Raw genomic sequence first — 20,931 nt, 5'->3', positions numbered from 1 at the left:
CTGAGCGACGCCCGCCTTGTCCCCGACCGGACTTGGGCGGGCGTCGTGGCGTTTCCGGGCCGTGAAGGCGTACCCATGCGTTGCATCCTGCGCAACGCGCATTGCTTGCAACGCAAATCACGTTTCGGCCCCGCTTAGCCGAATGGGTCTAGACCGCGCCGAGCGCCTGTGACCACAATCGCTCCCACGAACGGATCGGCGCAGGATTCAGCACGAACCCATGAGGGGGCCGGTATGAAGCGACGGGTCATCGCGGCAGGTATCGCCATGACGCTCGGACTGACCGCGACGGCATGCGGCAGCGATGACGGGAGCGACGGCGGCGACAGCGCGACCGACGGCAAGGGCAAGACCCTGACCGTATGGATCATGGAGGGGACAAACCCCGACGCCAGGCCCTTCTTCAAGGAGGCCGGGAAGGCGTTCCAGAAGAAGACCGGCGCAAAGATCCACGTCGAGTACCAGCAGTGGGCCACCGCGCAGAAGAAGTTCACCACCGCCATCGAGGGCGGCGAGGACCAGGTCCCGGACGTGGCCGAGGTCGGCACGACCTGGGTCCCGCAGTTCGCGGAGACCGACGCGCTCGTCGACGTGACCGACGAGGTCAAGAAGTCGGGCCTCGGCGACGACCTCGTCGAGGGCCTCCAGGACGCGGGCACGCTCGACGGCAAGCAGTACGGCATGCCGTGGTACGCGGGCGTACGCAGCATCGTCTACCGCAAGGACGTCTTCGAGAAGCACGACCTGAAGGCGCCCACCACCTGGAAGGAGCTCCAGTCCGCGGCCAAGACGCTGAAGGACAAGGAGCCCGGGATGATCCCCTTCCCGGTCGCGGGCGGCGCCGAAATGTTCGCCACCCCCTTCATCTGGGGCGCCGGAGGCGAACTCGCCACGGAGCAGGGCGGCTCGTGGAAGTCCGGCATCAACTCCCCGGAAGCCGTGAAGGGCATCGAGTTCTACACGGGCCTCGCCACCAAGGACAAGGTCTCCCCGGCCAAGGTCAACACATGGACGGAGAAGGAGGTCGGCGACGCCTGGGGCAAGGGCGAGGTCGCGATGTCCGTCAACGGCAACTGGACCCCGAAGGCCATCGTCGAGGCCAACCCGGACCTCAAGGGCAAGCTCGGCGCCGTGCCGATCCCCGGCCAGACCGGCGGCATGAGCAAGTCCTTCCTCGGCGGCTCCTACCTGTCCACGTTCAACACGGACAAGAAGGACCTCGCCTGGGAGTTCGTGAAGATGCTGACCACGGGTGACTTCGCGGCCAAGTGGGCCGAGGAGACCAACTACTTCCCGGGTCAGAACTCCGAGCTGAAGAAGATCGAGGCGAAGAAGGACCCGCTGGTCGAGCCGTTCGCCAAGCAGATGCTGGAGGCCGGCGCGACCGTCCCCAAGACCAAGGCGTACGGCGAGATCCAGGCCTCGAAGGTCATCCCCGGCATGGTGCAGTCCATCCTGACCGGGAAGTCCTCCGTCCAGGAGGCGGCGGACAAGGCCGCCAAGGACATGGACGCGATCTTCGCCAAGGACAAGTAGGCAGGGGCGAGTCGGCACTGTGAAAGACACGCTCGTCGGCGGCGGTCCGAAGGAAGACACCACGGACCGCCGCCCCGCCACCCGACCGGAACACGAAGCAGCCATCCGCAAGAAGAAGCTGGTCGGCATCGCCCGGCCGTGGCTGCTCCTCGCCCCCTCCCTCCTGGTCCTCACGGGCCTGCTGCTCTGGCCGCTGATCCAGGTCGGCAAGCTCTCGATGCAGGACTACGCCGTCAAGTTCGGCGGCGGAGTGGGCACCTTCATCGGCTTCGACCACTACACCGACCTGCTCGGCAGCGGGCTCCTGTGGAAGACGGTCCTGCCCAACACGGCGTTCTTCGCGATCGCCTGCGTGGGCCTGACCGTCGCCCTGGGCACGCTCGTCGCGCTGCTGCTCAACCGCCTGGGCCCGGCCTGGCGGCTGATCTGCTCCATCGCGATCCTCGCGGCCTGGGCGATGCCCGCCGTCACCGGTACATACGTGTGGATCTGGCTCTTCCAGCCGCAGGACGGCATGGTCAGCCAGATCGCGGGCTCGATGGGGCTCATCGATCCCGAGACCACCAACTGGTTCACCGAGCGCGGCCCGTTCTACGCGATCGCGACGCTGAACGTCATCCACCACGGCTTCCCCTTCGTCGCCATCACCGTCCTCGCGGGCCTGATGACGATCCCCAAGGAGCTCTACGAAGCGGGGGAGCTGGACGGGGCGAACGCCTGGCAGCGGTTCTGGAAGATCACGGTGCCGACGATCAAGCCGGTCTTCCTCGTGGTGACCATCCTCTCCACCATCTGGGACTTCAAGGTCTTCACCCAGATCTATCTGATGCCGGGCGGCGACGGCTCCAATCCGGACGTCTACAACCTCGGCGTCTTCTCGTACATCGAAGCCTTCGCCAAGAACGACTACGGCACGGGCGCGGCGGCCGCGGTCCTGCTGACGCTGCTGCTCCTCGCCATCACGATCGTCTACATCCGTACGCTGTTCCGCCAGGGGGAGGAGGACCTGTGAGCTCCCGTCGCACCACACCCGCCGCACGCTTCGGCCTGCCCGTGGCGGTCGCCGCGCTGCTGCTCTTCACGCTCTTCCCCGTCTACTGGATGATCTCCACGGCACTCGACCCGAAGGCGGTCACCCGCGGTTCGGACGTGCTGCCCAGCGACATCAGCTTCGAGCACTTCACCTACGTGTTCGAGAAGGGCAACTTCGGCACCTACCTGCTGAACTCGGCGCTCGTCGGCTTCGGCACGATCCTGGCCGCCGCGGTGCTCTCGCTCTTCGCGGCCATCGCGGTGGCCCGCTTCAAGTTCCGCTTCCGCACCTCCGTACTGATCATGGTGTTGATCGTGCAGATGGTGCCGCTGGAGGCGCTCGTCATCCCGCTCTTCATCCAGATGCGGGACTACGACATGCTCAACTCGCTGCTCGGCCTGACCATCGTCTACATCGCCCTCTCGCTCCCCTTCGCGATCTGGACCCTGCGCGGGTTCGTCCAGACCGTGCCCAAGGAGGTCGAGGAGGCGGCGTACATCGACGGTGCCTCCTGGTTCCGGATGTTCCGGTCGGTGCTGCTGCCGCTGGTGGCGCCCGGACTCGTCGCGACCTCGATCTTCGCCTTCATCACGGCGTGGAACGAGTTCGTCTTCGCGTACACCTTCATGAAGGGCAGCGACAAGTACACGGCCGCCGTGGGCATCTACCAGTTCTTCGGTGAGAACTCCACGGCCTGGGGCCCGGTCATGGCCAGCTCCACGCTGGTCACCGTGCCGGTGATGATCTTCTTCGTGATCGTGCACCGGAAGCTCGGCTCGGGCCTGGCGGCGGGAGCGGTGAAGGGCTGAGCCCTGCGGGGGGCGTTCAGGGTCACAGGGTTACGGAGCCCTGAACGTCTCCCCGTACACCTTCCAGGTCAGCGGCGTCTTCAGGCTCAGATTGCCGTCGTAGAGGAACTGCCGCTGCGCCGTGTCCACGCGTGTCGTGTCGCGGTGCGCCTTCTCGGACTTCATCGCCGCGCGGCGGATGTCCAGGAAGATGTCGAGGTACGCCTTCTCCTTGCCGCCCTGCGCGGGCGTGTTCGCCTCCTTCAGGGCCGCCTCGCGCAGGCCGTAGAAGCCGCGCGGGCCGGTGCCGGGGCCGTGCAGGACCATCGCGTCGTAGTAGATGAACTGCCCCAGCGTGCCCAGCCCGTCGAGCTTGGCCAGACGCACCGCCGGGTCGAAGTAGATGCGGTCGCGCGCGCTGTTCTGGGCCTTGCGGAAGTCGGGCTCCTGGGCCTCCGCCTTCCAGGCCTTGGTGAAGCCCGGGTCGAGACCTTCGTGCGAGTCGCTGCCGTCGACCTTGCGCAGGGCGGGCAGATAGCGGGCGAGGCCGTTGTCCGGGTGGTCCTTCGTGTACCGCTCGACGAGGGTCAGCAGGTCGTGCGTGCCGGTGCAGAAGCCGATGATCCCGGCGGTGTAGCCGTGCCCGTCGTCGATGTCCTCGATGTAGCCGTACTGCCCGCGCCAGTTCAGCGTGGAGTTCTCCGCGCTGGCGATCAGCTGCTGGGCCAGCTCCTTCTTGGCGGGCGACGCGAGGCCCGCGGGGAGGTCCGCGATCAGCTCGTCGTCGGCCTTGATCTCGGCCGCCGACTTGTCCTTGTCGTAGGGCCGCTGGGTGCTTGGCCCCCGCTGGTCCGCTCCGGCGGCATCGCTGTCCGAGTCCCCGCCCATGAGGTAGACGGCGACGGTGGCGAGCGGGGCGACGGCGAGAAGAAGGAGGCCTGCACGTTTCATTCGCACAAGATTACGGGTGGTTTTGCGGTAGCGCGCCTTCCGGATCCGGCTCTATTGACTATTAGTCAATTTCGCCTCAGTCTCGGGACCAGTCTCGGCATCCGTACTGGTCATGGGAGGCCCTATGAGCACCGAAGAGCGGGAGCGGCTGAGCAAGGAGCTGCGGGACGAACCACCCAAATCCTTCGGGCAGTTGGCGCCCGAGCAGCTGGCGCTCCTGTCCGACGCGCTGAAGCGGGAACGCGAGAGTCGCGCCTCGGGCCTGAACGAGGCCGCCGAGGAGGCGCTGAAACTGGTGCCCGCGCTGGCCCGGGGTCCCGTACGCCGGATTCTGTTCCGATAGCGACAGGGAGGGGAGCAGACCATGGACAAGCTGCGGAACAGGGCGGAGACCCTGAAGATCGCGCGCCTGCTCGACGTGGAGCCGGACGACCTCGCCTTCCTCCAGGCACTGCCCGTCGAGGACGTACGCCGTTTCCGCGAGAGCTGCGTCGCGGCGCTCTTCGACCGTACGCCCGAGATGCTGGACCGGATCGCGTCAGCGACGAAGCTGGTGCCTGCCGGGGTCGCGGCCGCGATCTCGCAGAAGGCGCTCGGGCCACGGCTCGCCGCCGGGGTCGCCGGACGGCTCGAACCCACCCGGGCCGCGGACATCATCGAGAAGCTGCCGGTGCCGTTCACGGCGGAGTCGTGCGGGCATCTCGACCCGCGCAGGATCAAGGGCATCGTCGACCGGCTCGACGAGGGCCTGGTGGTACGGATCGCGGTGGCGCTGGCCGAGCGGGGCGACCACCTGACGATGGGCCGCTTCGTCGGCTACCTCCGGGACTCCGCACTGACCCGCATCCTGCCGCAGGTGGACGACGCGGCGGTCCTGCGGACCGGCTTCACGATCGACGTGCCCGAACGGCTCGGCCAGATCATCGACCTGATGGGCGCGGAGCGGCTGGCCTCGGTCATCGCCTCGGCGTCGGGGGAGGGGCTGTGGCCGGAGGCGCTGGCCGTGGCCGGGATGGTGACGGGGGAGCAGCGCGGGCGCATCGCGTCGCTCGCCGCCGCGCAGCCGCAGGAGCGGCTGGACTCCCTGGTGGTGACGGTGGCGGAGCAGGACCTGTGGGAGTCGCTGCTGCCGCTGGTGGCGCTGCTGGGGGACGAGGAACGGAGAGCGGTGGCCGTGCTTCCTTCGCTGCGGGACGCGGGGGTGCTGGGTGGGGTGGTGCGGGCGGTGGTGACGACTGGACTCTGGGCGGAGTTCTTGCCGCTGGTGGGTCTCTTGCCGGAGGCGGGGCGGAAGGTGGTGGCGGACGAGGCGGGGGCGTTGCCCGCCTCCGACCTCGACGCGCTCGCCCTGGAGGTGGACAAGCAGGACCTGTGGGAGCTGGTCATGCCGCTGGTCGAGCTGATGGACGACGAGGCCAAGACGCGGATCTTCGAGCTGCCGGCGTTCCAGGAGCAGGCGGGGTAAGGCGGTCCAAGACCCCGGTCCTCAAACGCCGGACGGGCTGGATTTCCAGCCCGTCCGGCGTTTGAGGACGAACTCGGCGGAGCCGGTGACGACGGTCACCAAGGCCCCCGCGCCGAGCGGGTTTTCGGGAAGGGGAGGGGTTGGGGACAATTCAGGTTGGGGACAATTCACCCCGCCGTCGAACCCCCGTCCACCGCGAACTCCGCCCCCGTGATGTACGAGGACGCCTCGGACGCAAGGAAGAGAATCAGCTCCCCGACCTCCTCGGGGCGGCCCATCCGCCCCAGCGGCAGATGGGACCAGTCCCGCCCGGCCGACGCCGCCGAGATCATCGGAGTGTCGATCGCCCCGGGATGCACGGAGTTGACCCGCACCCCGTACCCCGCGAGGTCCAGCGCGGAGGACCGGGTCAGCCCCCGCAGCCCGAACTTCGTCGACCCGTAAGCCGCATGCCCCCGTATCCCCACGAGCCCAGCCGTCGACGAGACGTTCACGATCGACCCGCCACCCACCTCCCGCAACGCGGGCAGCACCGCCTGGATCCCCAGGAACGGGCCAAGCAGATTGACCCGGATCAAGGTCTCGAAGTTCTCGTACGTCTCGTCCTCCACGGGCGCCGTCCGCCACAGCGCGGCGTTGTTGACGAGCGCGTCCAGGCGCCCGAAGGCCGCCACCCCGGCCGCGACCGCCGACGCCCAGCTCTCCGCGTCCGTGACGTCATGGCGTACGAACAGGCCTTGGCCGTCAAGGGACTTGGCGACCTCCCGGCCCTCCTCCTCCCGCACGTCCGTGACCACGACCCGCGCCCCCGCCTCCGCGAAGAGCCGCGCCTCGGCCGCCCCCTGGCCCCGGCCCGCGCCGGTGATCAGTACGGCCTTGCCCTCGAGCCCGTAAGAGATCACGTCACGCCTCCGGTCTCTCCCGTACCCTCGGCCGTCTGGCAGGGACGGGACGGACGGGACGAACAGGAGTGGAGCGGCGCATGGGATCGGCGATCAGTCTCAGCAAGGTGGAGGAGGCGGCGCCCGCCCTGGTGAGCCTCTACAAGACCGCCGGAGTCAGCCTCCACAAGCACGGCCTTGCGGGCGAGCGCGCCGCGGTCTACCTCGTCGTCGACTACTCCGGCTCCATGAAGCCGTACTACAAGGACGGCACCGTCCAGGCCCTCGCCGACCGCGTGCTCGGCCTGTCCGCGCACTTCGACGACGACGGCACCGTGCCCACGGTCTTCTTCTCCACGGACGTCGACGCCGTCACGGAGATCGCCCTCGACCGCCACCACGGCAGGATCGAGGAGATCGTCGCCGGGCTCGGGCGCATGGGCAAGACCAGCTACCACCTGGCGATGGACGCCGTGATCGACCACTACGTGGACAGCGGCTCCACGGCGCCCGCCCTGGTCGTCTTCCAGACCGACGGCGGCCCCATCAACAAGCTCGCCGCCGAGCGGTATCTGTGCAAGGCGTCGAAGCTGCCGCTGTTCTGGCAGTTCATCGGCTTCGGCGACGCGCAGAGCAAGCAGTTCGACTACCTCCGCAAGCTCGACGAACTCGCCGTTCCCGCCAAGCGCGCCGTCGACAACGCGGGCTTCTTCCACGCGGGGCACGACCCTCTCGCGGTCCCGGACGACCGCCTGTACGACCAACTGGTGGGGGAGTTCCCGACCTGGCTCGCGGCGGCGCGGGCGCAGGGGATCGTGACCACCGCCTGACCGCTGCGGCTCCCGCGGCCCCTGCGACCCCCGCGTACCGAGCGCCCTAGTCGACCATCCGCTCCCGCAGCGCGAGAATCGTCCGCGTATCAAGCCCGAGTCCCTTCCTCAGATAGCCGTTGAGGCTCCCGTACGTCCCCTTCACCTCGGCCAGCGCGGCCTCCAGATAGCCGGTGCGGACCTCCTGGAGCGGGATCAGCAGATCCGGGTTCTGCATCAGACCGGCCTGCTTCAGGCCCTCGCGCACCTTCGCGTCGTACGCCGCCCGGTAGGTGTTGGACGCCAGGAAGTCGCGTACGGCGGTGTGCTCGGGGACGCCGACGGCACGCAGCAGCAAGTAACTGGTCCAGCCGGTGCGGTCCTTGCCCGCCGTGCAGTGGTAGAGCAGCGGCGACGCCTTGCCGCCGTGGGCGATGTCGCGCAGCGTCGCGGTGAACTGCGCGCGGTTCGGGGCGTCGGTGACGAAGGTGCGGTAGACGTCGCGCATGAAGGCGTCCGCCTTGCCGTTGCCCAGCATCTCCTCCTGCCTGACCGGGTCCCTGGAGCCGATCACGGTCATCAGCGTCGTGAAGAGGCCGTTGTCGCTGATGGGCCGGGAGGTCGGGGTGAGCCCGGCGGGCAGCCGGTCGGGCCCGTCGTACTGGACCTCGGCGGGCACCCGGAAGTCGACGACCTTCTTCAGGCCGAGTCCGCCGAGCGTGGCGACGTCGGCGTCGGTGAGCTTCGCCAGGGCGTCCGCGCGGAAGACCTGGCCGTAGCGGACCCGCTGCCCGTCGTAGGTGCGGTAGCCGCCCAGGTCCCGCACGTTGACGGCGCCTTGGAGGGGGATCTGGCGTACGCCGTCGGATGCGGGTCGGGAGGGGTGGTGCGGGGCGTGCCGGGCCGTGCCGCGCTCGGGTGCGGTGGGTGCGGCGGGCTCGGCGTGGGCCGCCCAGGCGGGCAGGACGCCCAGGGCGAGCGTGGACACCGCGACGCCGACTGCCGTACGTGTTCGGGTGATGCGCATTGGGCCGCCTTCCTCGGTAGCGGTCGCCATGGCCACTCGTCGCTCAACCAAGCGATTGTTTGGTTGAAGGTAGCGGGGTGCCCCCGCAGGAGGAAGGTGCGTGCGGCAGGTATCTCGCCCGGCGGCCGGCCCGGCCGCGCGGCGAGTGGCGTAAGGGGTTCGCCCTTGTCCCGTGCGGCCTGTGGGGACCTTGGAACAACGGGTCCCTCGTCCGTGTTAGGCTTATGCGTCGCAGTTTTGGTACCCATGAACTTTATGTGCGCCTGACGGGAATGCTCCGAGGGCGCATTATTGTTTTTTTCCGGTCTCTCCGGGATGGGGGTCATTGCAGCGCTTGGAATCCACAATTCCGTGGTTTTCCTTACTCTGCCCCTGTTGAGGAGATTGACATGGCAACTGGCACCGTTAAGTGGTTCAACGCTGAAAAGGGCTTCGGCTTCATCGAGCAGGACGGCGGCGGCCCCGACGTCTTCGCCCACTACTCGAACATCGCGTCCTCGGGCTTCCGTGAGCTCCTCGAGGGCCAGAAGGTCTCCTTCGACGTCACGCAGGGCCAGAAGGGCCTGCAGGCGGAGAACATCGTTCCCGCCTGATCGTCGTAGCACGCGAACCTCATAGCCGGGGCCCGCACCGGAAAGGTGCGGGTCCCGGCTTGTGCTGTCACCAGGCCCAGGAAGGCATTTCCGTATGAATCGCTCCGATCGCCCCGCACGTCCTGCCCGCGGGCGCTCCACGAACGCACGCGGAAAGGCTCCGGTGGCCGGCGGCCAGGCGAGGGGCGCCGCGAAGAAGCCCGGCCGCCCCAAGGCGAAGCCCGTCGGCGGCGAATTCGCGCTGCCCGAGAGCATCACGCCCGCGCTGCCCGCCGTCGAGGCGTTCGCCGACCTCGACATGCCCGAGGCGCTGCTCAAGACGCTGGCCGCGCAGGGCGTGACCGAGCCCTTCCCGATCCAGGCAGCCACGCTCCCCAACTCGCTCGCGGGCCGCGACATCCTCGGCCGCGGCCGTACCGGCTCCGGCAAGACCCTCGCCTTCGGCCTCGCGCTCCTGGCCCGCACCGCGGGCCGCCGCGCCGAGCCGCGCTCTCCCCTCGCCCTGGTCCTGGTCCCCACGCGTGAGCTCGCCCAGCAGGTGACGGACGCGCTGACGCCGTACGCGACGTCCGTGAACCTGCGCATGTCGACGGTCGTCGGCGGCCTCTCCATCACCAAGCAGGCGGGCACGCTCCGCCGCGGCGCCGAGATCATGGTGGCGACCCCCGGCCGTCTCAAGGACCTCATCGAGCGCGGCGACGCCGATCTCTCGCAGGTGCGGACGACGGTCCTCGACGAAGCCGACCAGATGGCCGACATGGGCTTCATGCCGCAGGTCACCGCGCTCCTGAAGCAGGTGGAGCAGGGCGGCCAGACGATGCTCTTCTCGGCGACGCTCGACAAGAACATCGACCGTCTGGTCCGGATGTTCCTGACGGACCCGGTCGTGCACTCGGTCGACCCGTCCGCGGGCGCGGTCACGACGATGGAACACCACGTTCTGTACGTCGCCGACGAGACCGACAAGAAGGCCGTGGCCCTGCGCATCGCCGCCCGAGAGGGCCGGGTGATCATGTTCCTGGACACCAAGCGCGCGGTGGACCGCTTCACCAAGCGGCTGCTCGCCAACGGCGTACGGGCCTCCGGGCTGCACGGCGGCCGTTCGCAGCCGCAGCGCAACCGGACCCTGGACCAGTTCAAGACCGGGCAGGTCACCGCGCTCGTCGCCACGAACGTGGCGGCCCGCGGCATCCACGTCGACGACCTCGACCTGGTCGTGAACGTCGACCCGCCCACCGACCACAAGGACTACCTCCACCGCGGTGGGCGCACCGCGCGCGCCGGGGAGTCGGGCAGTGTCGTCACGCTCGTCCTGCCGGACGAGAAGCGCGAGATGACGCGGCTGATGTCCGACGCGGAGATCAGCCCGCGGACGGCGCGGGTGAAGTCCACGGACGAGGAACTGTCGCGCATCACCGGTGCGCGCGAGCCCTCCGGCGTGCCGGTGGTCATCGACGTGCCCCAGCAGCAGGCCTCGCCGCAGCAGCGTGGGCGGCGGCGTCCCGCCGGTGGCGGCGGCGGTGGCCAGGGTGGCCAGGGCCAGCGCAGGTCTCGCCCGCAGGGGCAGTCGCAGTCCTCCCAGGGCGGCGGCGGCCAGGGTGGCGGCCAGTCCAGGTCCCAGTCCCAGGGCGGCGGCAGGCCCGCTGCCGGGGGCAGGCCCTCCGCGGGCGGCAGGCCTTCCGCGGGCGGTGGCGCCGGTGGCGGCGGTGGCCGCGCGAGGCGTGGCGGCGGTCGCTCCAGCGGGGGCGCGGGGCGCCGGGCGGCGTAGTGCGTGTGCCCGGCGGCGGGGTTCCGTACCCCGCCGCCGGACAGGCCTCGCCCTTCCGCCGGCCCGTCCTCCCACCTGATCGCCCCGCATCCGCCTCTGGATGAACGGGCCTTCGCGCCCGCCCGACCGATTGCCCCGCAGCGCCCCGAGGAAGGCCCTGATGTCCGAGCAGCGTGAGCGTGAGCGTCAGCTGTTGCCCGTGGTCGGTGACGGCCGGGGCGACGACCGGCAGGATCTGCGGGCCGACTGTGGCAGTTGCTTCGGGCTCTGCTGCGTGGCCCTCACCTTCTCCAAGTCCTCGGACTTCCCCGTCAACAAGGCCGCGGGCACTCCCTGCACCAACCTCCAGCAGGACTTCCGCTGCGGCATCCATCAGAAGCTGCGCCAGAAGGGCTTCTCGGGCTGCACGGTCTACGACTGCTTCGGCGCCGGCCAGAAGGTCTCCCGGTCCACCTACGGCGGCGTCGACTGGCGGCAGGACCCCGACACGGCCCGCCAGATGTTCGACGTCTTCCCGGTGATGCGCCAACTCCACGAACTGCTCTGGTACTTGACCGAGGCGATCGCCCTGCCGCAGGCCCGCCCGATCCGGGCCGAGCTCCGGAGCGCGCTGGACAAGACCGAGCACCTCACCCGGGGCACCCCCGCCGCCGTGGCCGAGACGGACGTGGCCGCGCACCGCGAGGACGTCAACGTCCTCCTCCTGCGCACCAGCGAACTCGTCCGCACGGGCATCCGGCAGAAGAAGAAGGACCGCCGGGGAGCCGACCTGTTCGGCGCCCGCCTCAAGGGTGCCGATCTCCGGGGCGTCACCCTCCGCGGCGCCTACCTCATCGCCGCCGACCTCCGAGGCGCCGACCTCCGCCAGGCCGATCTGATCGGCGCTGACCTCCGGGACGCGGACCTGCGGGGAGCGGACCTCACCGGCAGCATCTTCCTGACCCAGTCGCAGGTGAACGCGGCGAAGGGCGACGCCGGGACGAAGCTGCCGCCGGCCCTGGCGCGCCCCGCGCACTGGGGTCAGGGCTGAGTCCCTGCGCTCAAGTCCCTTGTGCTGAACCGCCCTTCGCTCGGCTTGCTCTGCCGCGCACCCTCACGTGTCGCACTCCAGCACCGTCCGGCACAACGTGCACCGCGCCCGCATCCTGCCCCGGGCAGGCAGCCGGATCCGCTGCTGACACGTGGGGCAGGGGAACGAGACCCGCAGCGGCCCGGCCCCGCCCGGCGCGGGGGAGAACGAGTACGCACCGCCGCGGGGCGCCGCGCCCGCACCGGCCCCCGCCCCCGCGCTCGCCCCCGCTCCGCCGGAGCCGTGCTCCTGCGCGTACCGCCGATCCTTCGCGTACCGCCGTCGGCCCGCCCACCCCGCGGCCGTCAGCGGCGGCTGCTGTTCGTCGCGCCGGGCCTGCGCGAGCCCCTTCGTGTACGCGGTGTAGGCCTGCGCGCTGGTGAACCACGTCTCCGGCGCCTCACCGAAGGCGATGGCCCGCTTGGCGAGTACGTACCCGAACTCCTCCGGCGTGAGATAGCCCAGTTTCTGTGACGAGGCGCCGTCCTCGCGGTAGGCGTCCAGGAGGAGCCACCCCGCGCCCAAGTAGGTGGTGGCGGTGTCCGTGAGGATCTCGTTGTCGCGGGTGCCGGGGAAAGCCAAATCAAGCCGGTGCAGATAGACGTGCATGACCTCGTGGGCGAGTGCCGCGCCGATGTCCCTGCGGTGCGTGCGGAACCGGTCGTTGAGTTCGATGAAGTACTCGGGGCCCGCGGCGAGTTCGACGTACGCCGCGTGTTCCATCTCGCGGAAGCTGACGATCATGCGGGCGTCCGGAAGGTGGAGGTGCCGCACCATCTCGCGGGCCACGCGCTGTACGCCCAGATGCAGATCGTCCTGGTCGGAGAAGGCGACGTCGGCCGGGGTGATGCTGGTGTCGAAGGTGTGGACGGTGTCGTACGACAGGCGTTTGTAGAGCGCGGTGATCGCGGAGCGCACCGTCTCCAGGTGGGGGTAGCCGTGCACCACCGGCCCGCCGTCCGTCACGCGCACACCCCCATAAGGCGGTTCGAGTCGTGTCAGCTCGTGGCGAGTTGCCGCAACTCGCCCCAACTCGCTTCCACTGTAAGGCGCACCCCCGTATCCGGAACCAGCCCACGCGCGGGGGCGTGGCCGGAAACCGCCCCTTGCTCTATGCGGACACCGATCTCCATAATCCGCAACAACGCTTTGGCGGGCTCATGCCATTCCGGTGCTTCTACGGGGTGGGAATGGGCCCGCGGACGCGAGCAACCCCCACGAACCCCCCACGAACCCCCCACGAAGGGAAGCCCGTTGAACACCAAGCTGCGTGGAGTCAAGAGAGCCGCCACCCTCGGTGCCATCGCCCTCGCCGCCGTCAGTCTCCAGCCCGTCGCCGCTTCCGCGGCCCCGCACCCCGGCCCCACTCCGGGTGAGCGCGTGGTCGGCGGCACCCCCGCCGAGCAGGGTGAGTTCCCGTTCATGGTCCGTCTGTCGATGGGCTGTGGCGGCGCGCTGTACGCCCAGGACATCGTGCTGACCGCCGCCCACTGTGTGGACGGTTCGGGCGACAACACGAGCATCACCGCCACCGGTGGTGTCGTGGACCTGGAGAGCCCGGACGCGATCACCGTGAAGTCCACGAAGGTGCTTCAGGCGCCGGGCTACAACGGCAAGGGCAAGGACTGGGCGCTGATCAAGCTCGAGAAGCCGATCGACCAGCCCACGCTGAAGATAGCCAAGGACACCAAGTACAACGAGGGCGACTTCGACATCGCCGGTTGGGGTGCCGACAAGGAGGGCGGCGAGCAGCAGCGCTACCTCCTCAAGGCGAAGGTCCCGTTCATCAGCGACGCGGACTGCGAGGCCGCGTACGGCGCCGACCTCACGCCCGGCGAGGAGCTCTGCGCCGGGAAGCTGGCGGAGGGCGGCACGGACACCTGCCAGGGTGACTCCGGTGGCCCCATGTTCCGCAAGGACGAGGCCGGTGAGTACGTCCAGGTGGGCATCGTGAGCTGGGGCAACGGGTGTGCGCGGCCGAAGTTCCCCGGCGTGTACACCGAGGTGTCCACGTTCGCGGGTGACATCGAGAAGGCGGCTTCGGAGCTCTGAGTCTCCGCTGGACGCGGGGCGCTGCGCGGGGCCGGACCAGTGGGTTGGTCCGGCCCCGCGTTCGTCTGGGCGGGTGCGGGTGCGGGTCCTGCGGGGTCGGTCTGTGTGTGGGTGCGGTGCCGTGCCGGTATGTGCGTCCTCGCTATCGTCCGGTGGCCGTGGGGCTGCTTCGGCACCGGAGTGTCGGGAGCCGTGCTCCGGGCGGACATACCGGCACGTCCCCTCCCGAGCGCTGCCGCGTGCGGGTCATGGGGCGTGCTGCAGGGTCGGTCTGTGGGTGGGTGCGGTGCCGCGCCGGTATGTCCGTCCTCGCTATCGTCCGGTGGCCGCGAGGGTGCTTCGGCGCCGGAGCGCCGCGAGCTGTGCTCCGGGCGGACATACCGGCACGTCCCCTCGCGTGCGCTGCCGACTGCGGGTGCGCGAGGGTCGGGCTCACGTGGCAGGCGTACGTCACACCTGCGCCGCCATTCACTGCCCCACCCAAGCCCTACCAGCCTCTTCGCCTCCGCCCCCACCCGCTGTACGGATCACCCTTGAAATCGGGCCCCGTCTCTTGGCTTCTGCCCCACCCCCCACTTGCTGTTCGGATCACCCTTGGTGCTGCGGGCAATCGGGCCCCGTCTCTTGGCTTCCGCCCCCGCCCCCCACTTGCTGTACGGGCCACCCCTTGGTGCTGCGGGCAATCGGGCCCCGCCTCTTCGCTTCCGCCCCCGCCCCCCACCCGCTGTTCGGATCACTCTTGGCGCTGCGGGGCAATCGGGTGGGTGGGCGGGAAAGGTTGTTCGTTGAGGGGTGGATGCGGGGTTTTGGGTGGGTGGGAGGGAGGGGGTGTTCGGGCAGGGGTGGATGCGGGGTGATCGGGTGGGTGGGTGGGAGAGTCCAAGACCTGCTTCCGCTTTGTCCATGGGCGCGCATGCGCCTTCCGGCGCAGGGTGACCGCACCGAGATCCGTCCCACGGAGGGGTGCCATGCAGCCGTCAGACACGTCCGGTCCAAGCCGCAGAGCCGTCGTCGCCACGGGCGCGCTGGCCGGAGTCACCGCAGCCATCGGCTTCGGCGGCACCGCAGCCGCCGCGGCGGGAGAAGCCGTCCTCCGCTCCGCCGACCTCGACGTGCGCGTCGCCACCGACTTCCCCCGCGTCATCTCGTACACGGACCGCTCCACCAAAGCGGTCCTGCACGCGCAGTCGGAGGCCGTCACCACCCTCCTGGTGGACGAGGTGGCGCACACCCCCACGGTGACCAGCACGGTCGATGGGGAGGGTCGGGTCGCGTACGTCCTTGGCCTCCGTGGGGGCGCCACCATCCATGTCGAGATCGCCCTGAAGGGGCGACAACTGCACTGGCGCGTCACGGGCATCGATGACACCGATGCCCTGCGCGTCGGCACCCTCCGCATCCCCGGCCTCGCCCTCCTCTCCGTACGCAGCGATCAGCCCGGCGCCACCCTCCTCGCCGCCAAGATCCAGCTCGACAAGGCCAAGAGCGGCGACACCGAGGTCAGGCTCGCGCCGGACACCGCAGCGGAAGCGGCCACCGGCTGCGCCTACGCCGTCGTCGCGCACGACACGCTGGGCGGCGCCCTCGAGACCAACACCGTCTACGACAAGCCGACCACCGAGGCCGGAACCACCTGGGACAACGGCCGGCTCTGGCGGGAGACGGTCAAGAAGAGCGGTTACGTGGAGGCCCGCCTCGCCCCCGGCCAGTGGACGCACCGCGCGGCCACCGCCGCCGTCGGCGACACCGAGCCCCTGCCGTACGCCACCGTCGTCATCACCGGCGACCGCAACGGCGACGGCAAGGTCGACTGGCAGGACGCCGCCATCGCGTTCCGCGACATCATGGTGAAGCCGCTCGGCGCCGACGAGCAGCATCTGCGCGTCGTCCCGCACATTCCGTTCAACTTCGCCTCGCAGGCCACGAATCCGTTCCTGGCGACCCTCGACCAGGTGAAGCGGATTCACCTGGCCACGGATGGTCTGCGGCAGTACACGCTGCTCAAGGGCTACCAGTCCGAGGGTCACGACTCCGCGCACCCCGACTACGCGGGCAATTACAACGTCCGCGCGGGCGGGCTCGACGACATGAACACCCTGGTCGTGGAAGGGAAGAAGTGGAACAGCGACTTCAGTGTCCATGTGAATGCCACGGAGTCCTATCCCGTCGCGAACGCCTTCTCCGAGAAACTCGTCGACAAGGCCAATGAGCAGTGGGACTGGCTGGATCAGAGCTACCGCATCGATCAGCGGCGGGACCTGGTGTCCGGCGACATCGTCAAGCGCTTCGCCGACCTGCGGAAGGAAGCCGACGGCGCGCTCAATGCTCTCTACATCGATGTTTTCCGCGAGTCCGGATGGACCTCCGACCGGCTCCAGCGCGCCCTGCGCGAGCAGGGCTGGATCGTCACCAGCGAATGGGGTCACGGATTCGAGCGCTCTTCTGTCTGGTCGCACTGGGCCACTGAGCCGGATTACGGTCCCGACACGTCCCGCGGCATCAATTCACGGCTGATTCGCTTCGTCCGGAATCATCAGAAGGATGTCTTCGCCGACAAATGGCCGACGCTTCTCGGCATCGCTCGCATGGGCAACTTCGAAGGGTGGGTCGCCAAGACCGACTGGGCTTATTTCTATGACCTGATCTGGACCGACTCGCTGCCCGCCAAGTATCTCCAGGCCTATCCCATCAAGACCTGGGGCGAGCACGAGATCAGTTTCTTCGGAGAGGGCGGGACGACCGTCTCCGACGCGGGGGGACGTCGTCGGGTCGTCACCGACGGCCGTGTCGTCTATGAGGGCGGGAGCTATCTGCTTCCCTGGGAGCCTCGCAAGGCCACCGACCCCGGCAAGCTCTATCACTACAACCCCAAGGGCGGAAAGGGGAGTTGGCAGCTGCCGCGCGGGTGGGCCGGGCTCAGCAGGGTCGCCCTCTACCGGCTCACCGATCAAGGGCGCGTCTTCGTCGCCGATGTGCCGGTCCGCGGCGGCAAGGTCACCCTCGACGCCCAGGCCAAGCAGCCTTACGTCCTCTACCGCTCGCGTGCCGCCGCCGTGCCCGATCCCCGCTGGGGGCAGGGCACCCCGCTGTACGACCCCGGTTTCAACTCCGGCTCCCTGCGCGGCTGGAAGGTGTCCGGGGCCGCGTCCGTCGAGCGCAGCGAGCTCGGCGACTACGAACTCGTCGTCCCCTCGGGCGGCAAGGCCGCCGTCGGCCAGCGGCTGCGGCGCCTGAAGGCAGGGAGGTACGTCGCCTCCGTGCAGGTCGAGGTCGGCGAGAAGGCCGGGGACGAGCGGAAGGCCACCTTGGAGGTGCGTACCGCCGACGGGGTCACCGCCGCCAACTGGACGCGCACCTCCACGGCGGGCAACTACGTGGCGGCCGACCGCAAGCACGGCACCCGCTTCCAGCGCATGTTCGTGTCCTTCACCGTCCCCGAGGGCGGCGGCTCGGCCGAGCTGACGCTCCGGGCCGAGGCGGGCGACGCGCGCGTGCGCTTCGACAACGTGCGTGTCGTCCCCGCCGCGCGCGGCGCGGCCCCCGGGGAGGGGCGCCTGGTCTCCGAGGACTTCGAGCACGTGCCGCAGGGCTGGGGGCCGTTCGTGAAGGGGGACGCGGGCGACGTCACCGACCCGCGTACGCACATCGCGCAGCGGCACGCGCCGTTCACGCAGCGCGGCTGGAACGGCAAGGTGATCGACGACGTCATCGACGGCGGGCAGTCCCTCAAGTCCCGGGGCGAGAACGCCGGTCTCGTCTACCGCACCGTCCCGCACACCGCCCGCTTCGAGCCCGGCAAGCGCTACCGCGTCTCCTTCCGGTACGAGAACGAGAAGGCGGGGCAGTACGCGTGGATCACCGCTGTCGATGAGCCCGCGGCCCGTGAGATCGAGCGCAAGGAGCTGCCCGTCGCGACCGCACCGACCGTCCTGAGCTACGAGTTCACCGCTCCGGCCAAGGGCGAGGCGTGGGTCGGGCTGCGCAAGAGCGGGGACGACGGGACCGCTGAGTTCGTCCTGGACGCCTTCGAGGTGCGTGAGGTCTGAGAGGGCCGCAGGTGACCGCCTCCCCGGACGGACGGGCCGGAGACCGTCCGTCCGGGGATGGTTACTTCTACTTCTACTTCTCGGGCAGGGGCAGGGGCAGGGGCGGGATCGGGGAGAGCGTCATCGGGCCCGTCTCCGTCGCCCCCTCCAGTTCGAGCACCCACACCTCGTTGGCGCCCTCGCGCAGCACCGGCCCGGGAACGTACAACGAGGTCTGGGGGCCCACCTCCCAGTACCGCCCCAGATTGAAGCCGTTCACCCACACGAACCCCCGCGTCCAGCCCGGCAGTTCGAGCAGTGCGTCACCGGCCCCGCGCACCTCCACCGACCCCCGGTACAGGCCGGGACGCCCGTCCCCGCTCCCGCTGGCGGGAACCCCCCGCACGCCCTCCGCCGAGTCGAACGCGTCGAGCCGCAGCCCCTGCGCCCGCACCCCGTGCAGATACTGCCGCTCATGGAGCACCCCACCGGTGATGCCCTTCGCCTCACCGGTCCGCGGCCCGTAGTTGACCCTCCCCAGGGACTCCACCCACAGCTCCACGCGCGCGTGCCCCGCGACAGGCTCGGGCAGGGTCGGCTCCTCCTCGGTGAGGACACCCGCCCGCACCCCGTCCACGGACACCACGGCCCGGTCCCGAAGCCCTCGCACGCTCAGCGGGTAGGGCCGCCGCGGACCCGGCACCGTCAGCGCGTACCGGACCAGGCCGCGGTCGACGTCGAGCTCCTCGAAGGTGGGCGGCACGGCGTACTCCGCCACGGGGCCGCCGAGCGACTCCATGACGGCGGACAGCGGCGCCCAGTCGGTGAGGTCGACCGGGGTGTGCTCCCGCAGCGAGGGCGGCGGCGCGGGCAGCTCCGGCAGCGGGCCTTGTGCGTACGCGGCGAGCACCTCGCGGAAGAGCCGGAACTTCTCGGTGGGGCGCCCGAACTCGTCGATGGGCGCGTCATAGTCGTACGAGGTGACGTCCGGCTCCAAAACGCCGTCGTGCAGGGCGCCGCCGCCCCGGTTCGCCCCCGCCCACCCGGCGAAGTTCGTGCCGCCGTGCGCCATGTAGAGGTTGACCGAGGCCCCGCACTCCAGGATCTCGCGCAACGCCCCGGCCGCGTCCGCCGCGTCCCGCACGACATGCTCCGCGCCCCAGTGGTCGAACCAGCCGCACCAGAACTCCATGCACATCAGCGGCCCCTTGGGGCGGTGCCTGCGCAGCGTCTCGAAGCCCGCGCGGGCCTGCGAGCCGAAGTTGGCCGTCGCCAGGACACCGGGGACGGACCCGCCGGTGAGCATGTGGTCCTCGGGGCCGTCGGACGTGAAGAGGGGGGCGCTCACGCCCTCGGAGCGCAGCAGATCGGCGAGGTGACGGAGGTAGACCTGGTCCGAGCCGTAGCTGCCGTACTCGTTCTCCACCTGGACCATGATCACGGGACCGCCCCGGTCGTGCTGGCGCGGGACGACCTGCGCCAGGAGGCGGCCGAACCAGCGGTCCACGTGCCCCAGGTACTCCGCGTCGCGGGTCCGCGCGCGCGATCCCACCGCGCCCGTCAGCCAGTGCGGAAGGCCGCCGTTCTCCCACTCGGCGCAGATGTACGGCCCCGGCCGCACGATCGCCCACAGCCCCGCGTCCCGGGCCGCGTCCAGGAAGCGGCCGAGCGCCTCGACGTCGCTGAACTCGCCGGGGCGCGGCTCGTGGAGGTTCCACGGGACGTACGTCTCCACGCAGTTGAGCCCCATCGCGCGCAGCATCGAGAGGCGGTGGCCCCACTGCGCCTCGTGCACCCGGAAGTAGTGCAGCGCGCCGGAGAGCAGCCGTACGGGCCGCCCGTCCAGTTCGAAATCGTCCTCGCCCACCCTGAAGCCGTTCATCGTGTCCCTGTGTCCCTCTCGCTCAGGTACTGCTCCGCCACGATCACCTCTGGCGGGCGGCAGGGTCCATGGACAAAGATCGAGGCGGGTTGGACGCAGCGAGCGGGCCGCGGCCCGGACGAAAGGGGCACCAGCGGATGTACCACACGTGGATGCGGTATTTCACGCCGAGCCCGGCCCACCACCGCCTCGGCCTGGCCTGCCTCGGGGTCGGCCTCCAGCACGGCGCCCTGCCGACCGTGGGCCCGCGCACCCTGGACCACCACGTCGCCGTCGTGGTGAGCGCGGGCGGCGGCTGGTTCCAGGGGACCGACGGCCGGCGTACGACGGTGACGGCGCCCGCGCTGATCTGGCTCACCCCCGGGGTGCGCCACCACTACGGGCCCGACCCGGAGAGCGGCTGGGACGAGTGCTTCGTCGACTTCACCGGGCCCGCCACGGCGACGTACACCGAGCTCGGCTACATCGAACCCGGCCGGCCCGTGGTGCCGCTCTCCGACGCGACCGGGGCGCGGGCCGCCGTCGGGCGCATCGCGCGCGCGGCACGGCGCGGCAATCCGCTCCTGGAGGTCGAGACGGGCGCCGCCGTCCATGAGCTCCTCGTCGCGCTGCGCCGGGCCCGCGCCGACATCGCCCCCGACGGCGACCCGGTGCTCCAGGCCCTGGCCCGCGACGCCTTCCAGCCACTTTCCGTCGCCGAGCACGCGTCCCGGCACGGCATGACACCCGCGGAGCTGCGCACGGCGGTGCGCAGGGGAGCGGGCTGCAGTCCCAAGGACTATCTCCTCGGCATCCGCCTGGGGCGCGCCAAGGAGCTGCTCGCCGCCACGGAGCTGCCGGTGGCGGCCGTCGCGCGCCGCGTCGGCTACGACGACCCCGCCTACTTCTCGCGGCTGTTCACGCGCCGCGTGGGCATGGCGCCCGTCCGCTTCCGTGAGCAGCAGGGACGCACGGTCCCCGGCGGCTGGTCGCAGCAGATTCCCGACCCCGACCATCCGCCGATTTTGCGCTCTTCCGCCGTCGGCGGCGAAGGAGAGGCAACGTAGGCTCGT

General features: G+C 70.1%; 17 protein-coding genes. 12 read left to right on the top strand and 5 right to left on the bottom strand.

What is annotated here, in order from left to right:
* Positions 1–234: 234 nt before the first annotated feature.
* The 3 genes from ACZ6ZP_RS01490 to ACZ6ZP_RS01480 are packed head-to-tail and all read left to right on the top strand — an operon-like array spanning position 235 to position 3,378.
* Positions 235–1,536, top strand: a complete 1,302-nt coding sequence (locus ACZ6ZP_RS01490) for a sugar ABC transporter substrate-binding protein (RefSeq protein ID WP_351162273.1) — start codon at positions 235–237, stop codon at positions 1,534–1,536.
* Between the two features lie 19 nt (positions 1,537–1,555).
* Complete coding sequence (locus tag ACZ6ZP_RS01485; RefSeq protein WP_351162271.1) at positions 1,556–2,548, top strand: carbohydrate ABC transporter permease; 993 nt, start codon at positions 1,556–1,558, stop codon at positions 2,546–2,548.
* Positions 2,545–3,378 carry a carbohydrate ABC transporter permease gene (locus tag ACZ6ZP_RS01480; RefSeq protein ID WP_383819534.1) on the top strand — a complete coding sequence of 278 codons (834 nt, stop codon included), beginning with the start codon at positions 2,545–2,547 and terminating at the stop codon, positions 3,376–3,378. Before ACZ6ZP_RS01485 ends, ACZ6ZP_RS01480 begins: the two co-directional genes overlap by 4 nt.
* A 30-nt stretch (positions 3,379–3,408) precedes the next feature.
* Here ACZ6ZP_RS01480 and ACZ6ZP_RS01475 read toward each other — a convergent pair whose 3' ends face one another.
* Positions 3,409–4,308: a chitosanase gene (locus tag ACZ6ZP_RS01475; protein WP_351162267.1), complete on the bottom strand. Its 900-nt coding sequence runs from the start codon at positions 4,306–4,308 to the stop codon at positions 3,409–3,411.
* Between the two features lie 124 nt (positions 4,309–4,432).
* On the opposite strand from ACZ6ZP_RS01475, the gene ACZ6ZP_RS01470 reads away from it, so the two are divergent.
* Positions 4,433–4,651 carry a hypothetical protein gene (locus ACZ6ZP_RS01470; RefSeq protein ID WP_351162265.1) on the top strand — a complete coding sequence of 73 codons (219 nt, stop codon included), beginning with the start codon at positions 4,433–4,435 and terminating at the stop codon, positions 4,649–4,651.
* Positions 4,652–4,672: 21 nt separating this feature from the next.
* A complete protein-coding gene (locus tag ACZ6ZP_RS01465; RefSeq protein ID WP_469405170.1) occupies positions 4,673–5,773 on the top strand; it encodes a hypothetical protein in 1,101 nt (366 codons plus the stop codon).
* Between the two features lie 167 nt (positions 5,774–5,940).
* Here the strand turns inward: ACZ6ZP_RS01465 and ACZ6ZP_RS01460 are convergent, their stop codons facing one another.
* The gene (locus tag ACZ6ZP_RS01460; protein ID WP_351162529.1) at positions 5,941–6,672 is read right to left on the bottom strand and encodes an SDR family NAD(P)-dependent oxidoreductase; all 732 of its coding nucleotides are present in this window, start codon (positions 6,670–6,672) and stop codon (positions 5,941–5,943) included.
* An 83-nt stretch (positions 6,673–6,755) separates the two neighbouring features.
* Here ACZ6ZP_RS01460 and ACZ6ZP_RS01455 point away from each other — a divergent pair, with 83 nt between their 5' ends.
* The gene (locus tag ACZ6ZP_RS01455) at positions 6,756–7,484 is read left to right on the top strand and encodes a vWA domain-containing protein (RefSeq protein WP_366464528.1); all 729 of its coding nucleotides are present in this window, start codon (positions 6,756–6,758) and stop codon (positions 7,482–7,484) included.
* Positions 7,485–7,530: 46 nt separating this feature from the next.
* Here the strand turns inward: ACZ6ZP_RS01455 and ACZ6ZP_RS01450 are convergent, their stop codons facing one another.
* A complete protein-coding gene (locus ACZ6ZP_RS01450) occupies positions 7,531–8,490 on the bottom strand; it encodes a tyrosine-protein phosphatase (protein WP_469405169.1) in 960 nt (319 codons plus the stop codon).
* A 389-nt stretch (positions 8,491–8,879) separates the two neighbouring features.
* Here ACZ6ZP_RS01450 and ACZ6ZP_RS01445 point away from each other — a divergent pair, with 389 nt between their 5' ends.
* The 3 genes from ACZ6ZP_RS01445 (at position 8,880) to ACZ6ZP_RS01435 (ending at position 11,881) form a co-directional block, all read left to right on the top strand.
* Positions 8,880–9,083 carry a cold-shock protein gene (locus ACZ6ZP_RS01445; RefSeq protein ID WP_160504463.1) on the top strand — a complete coding sequence of 68 codons (204 nt, stop codon included), beginning with the start codon at positions 8,880–8,882 and terminating at the stop codon, positions 9,081–9,083.
* Between the two features lie 94 nt (positions 9,084–9,177).
* Positions 9,178–10,851, top strand: a complete 1,674-nt coding sequence (locus ACZ6ZP_RS01440) for a DEAD/DEAH box helicase (protein WP_399977775.1) — start codon at positions 9,178–9,180, stop codon at positions 10,849–10,851.
* A 160-nt stretch (positions 10,852–11,011) separates the two neighbouring features.
* Positions 11,012–11,881, top strand: coding sequence for a pentapeptide repeat-containing protein (locus tag ACZ6ZP_RS01435; RefSeq protein ID WP_361463690.1), 870 nt, complete (start codon positions 11,012–11,014; stop codon positions 11,879–11,881).
* A gap of 63 nt (positions 11,882–11,944) precedes the next feature.
* Here the strand turns inward: ACZ6ZP_RS01435 and ACZ6ZP_RS01430 are convergent, their stop codons facing one another.
* Positions 11,945–12,886 (bottom strand): hypothetical protein, encoded by a 942-nt coding sequence (locus ACZ6ZP_RS01430; RefSeq protein ID WP_366464532.1) that lies wholly within the window; start codon positions 12,884–12,886, stop codon positions 11,945–11,947.
* Positions 12,887–13,174: 288 nt separating this feature from the next.
* Between ACZ6ZP_RS01430 and ACZ6ZP_RS01425 the strand changes: the two genes are divergently transcribed.
* Both ACZ6ZP_RS01425 and ACZ6ZP_RS01420 read left to right on the top strand, forming a co-directional pair.
* Complete coding sequence (locus tag ACZ6ZP_RS01425; protein WP_351162250.1) at positions 13,175–13,972, top strand: S1 family peptidase; 798 nt, start codon at positions 13,175–13,177, stop codon at positions 13,970–13,972.
* A 968-nt stretch (positions 13,973–14,940) separates the two neighbouring features.
* Complete coding sequence (locus ACZ6ZP_RS01420; protein ID WP_366464533.1) at positions 14,941–18,018, top strand: endo-alpha-N-acetylgalactosaminidase family protein; 3,078 nt, start codon at positions 14,941–14,943, stop codon at positions 18,016–18,018.
* A gap of 73 nt (positions 18,019–18,091) precedes the next feature.
* Here ACZ6ZP_RS01420 and ACZ6ZP_RS01415 read toward each other — a convergent pair whose 3' ends face one another.
* Positions 18,092–19,879 (bottom strand): glycoside hydrolase family 35 protein, encoded by a 1,788-nt coding sequence (locus ACZ6ZP_RS01415; protein WP_469405166.1) that lies wholly within the window; start codon positions 19,877–19,879, stop codon positions 18,092–18,094.
* 137 nt (positions 19,880–20,016) lie between these two features.
* On the opposite strand from ACZ6ZP_RS01415, the gene ACZ6ZP_RS01410 reads away from it, so the two are divergent.
* Positions 20,017–20,925, top strand: a complete 909-nt coding sequence (locus tag ACZ6ZP_RS01410) for an AraC family transcriptional regulator (RefSeq protein WP_351162244.1) — start codon at positions 20,017–20,019, stop codon at positions 20,923–20,925.
* Positions 20,926–20,931 lie beyond the last annotated feature (6 nt).

The sequence above is a fragment of the Streptomyces sp. NPDC054047 genome, assembly GCF_055585065.1.
The sequence above is the reverse complement of the archived record's forward strand: the minus strand, read 5'-3'. Positions and strand labels throughout refer to the sequence as shown.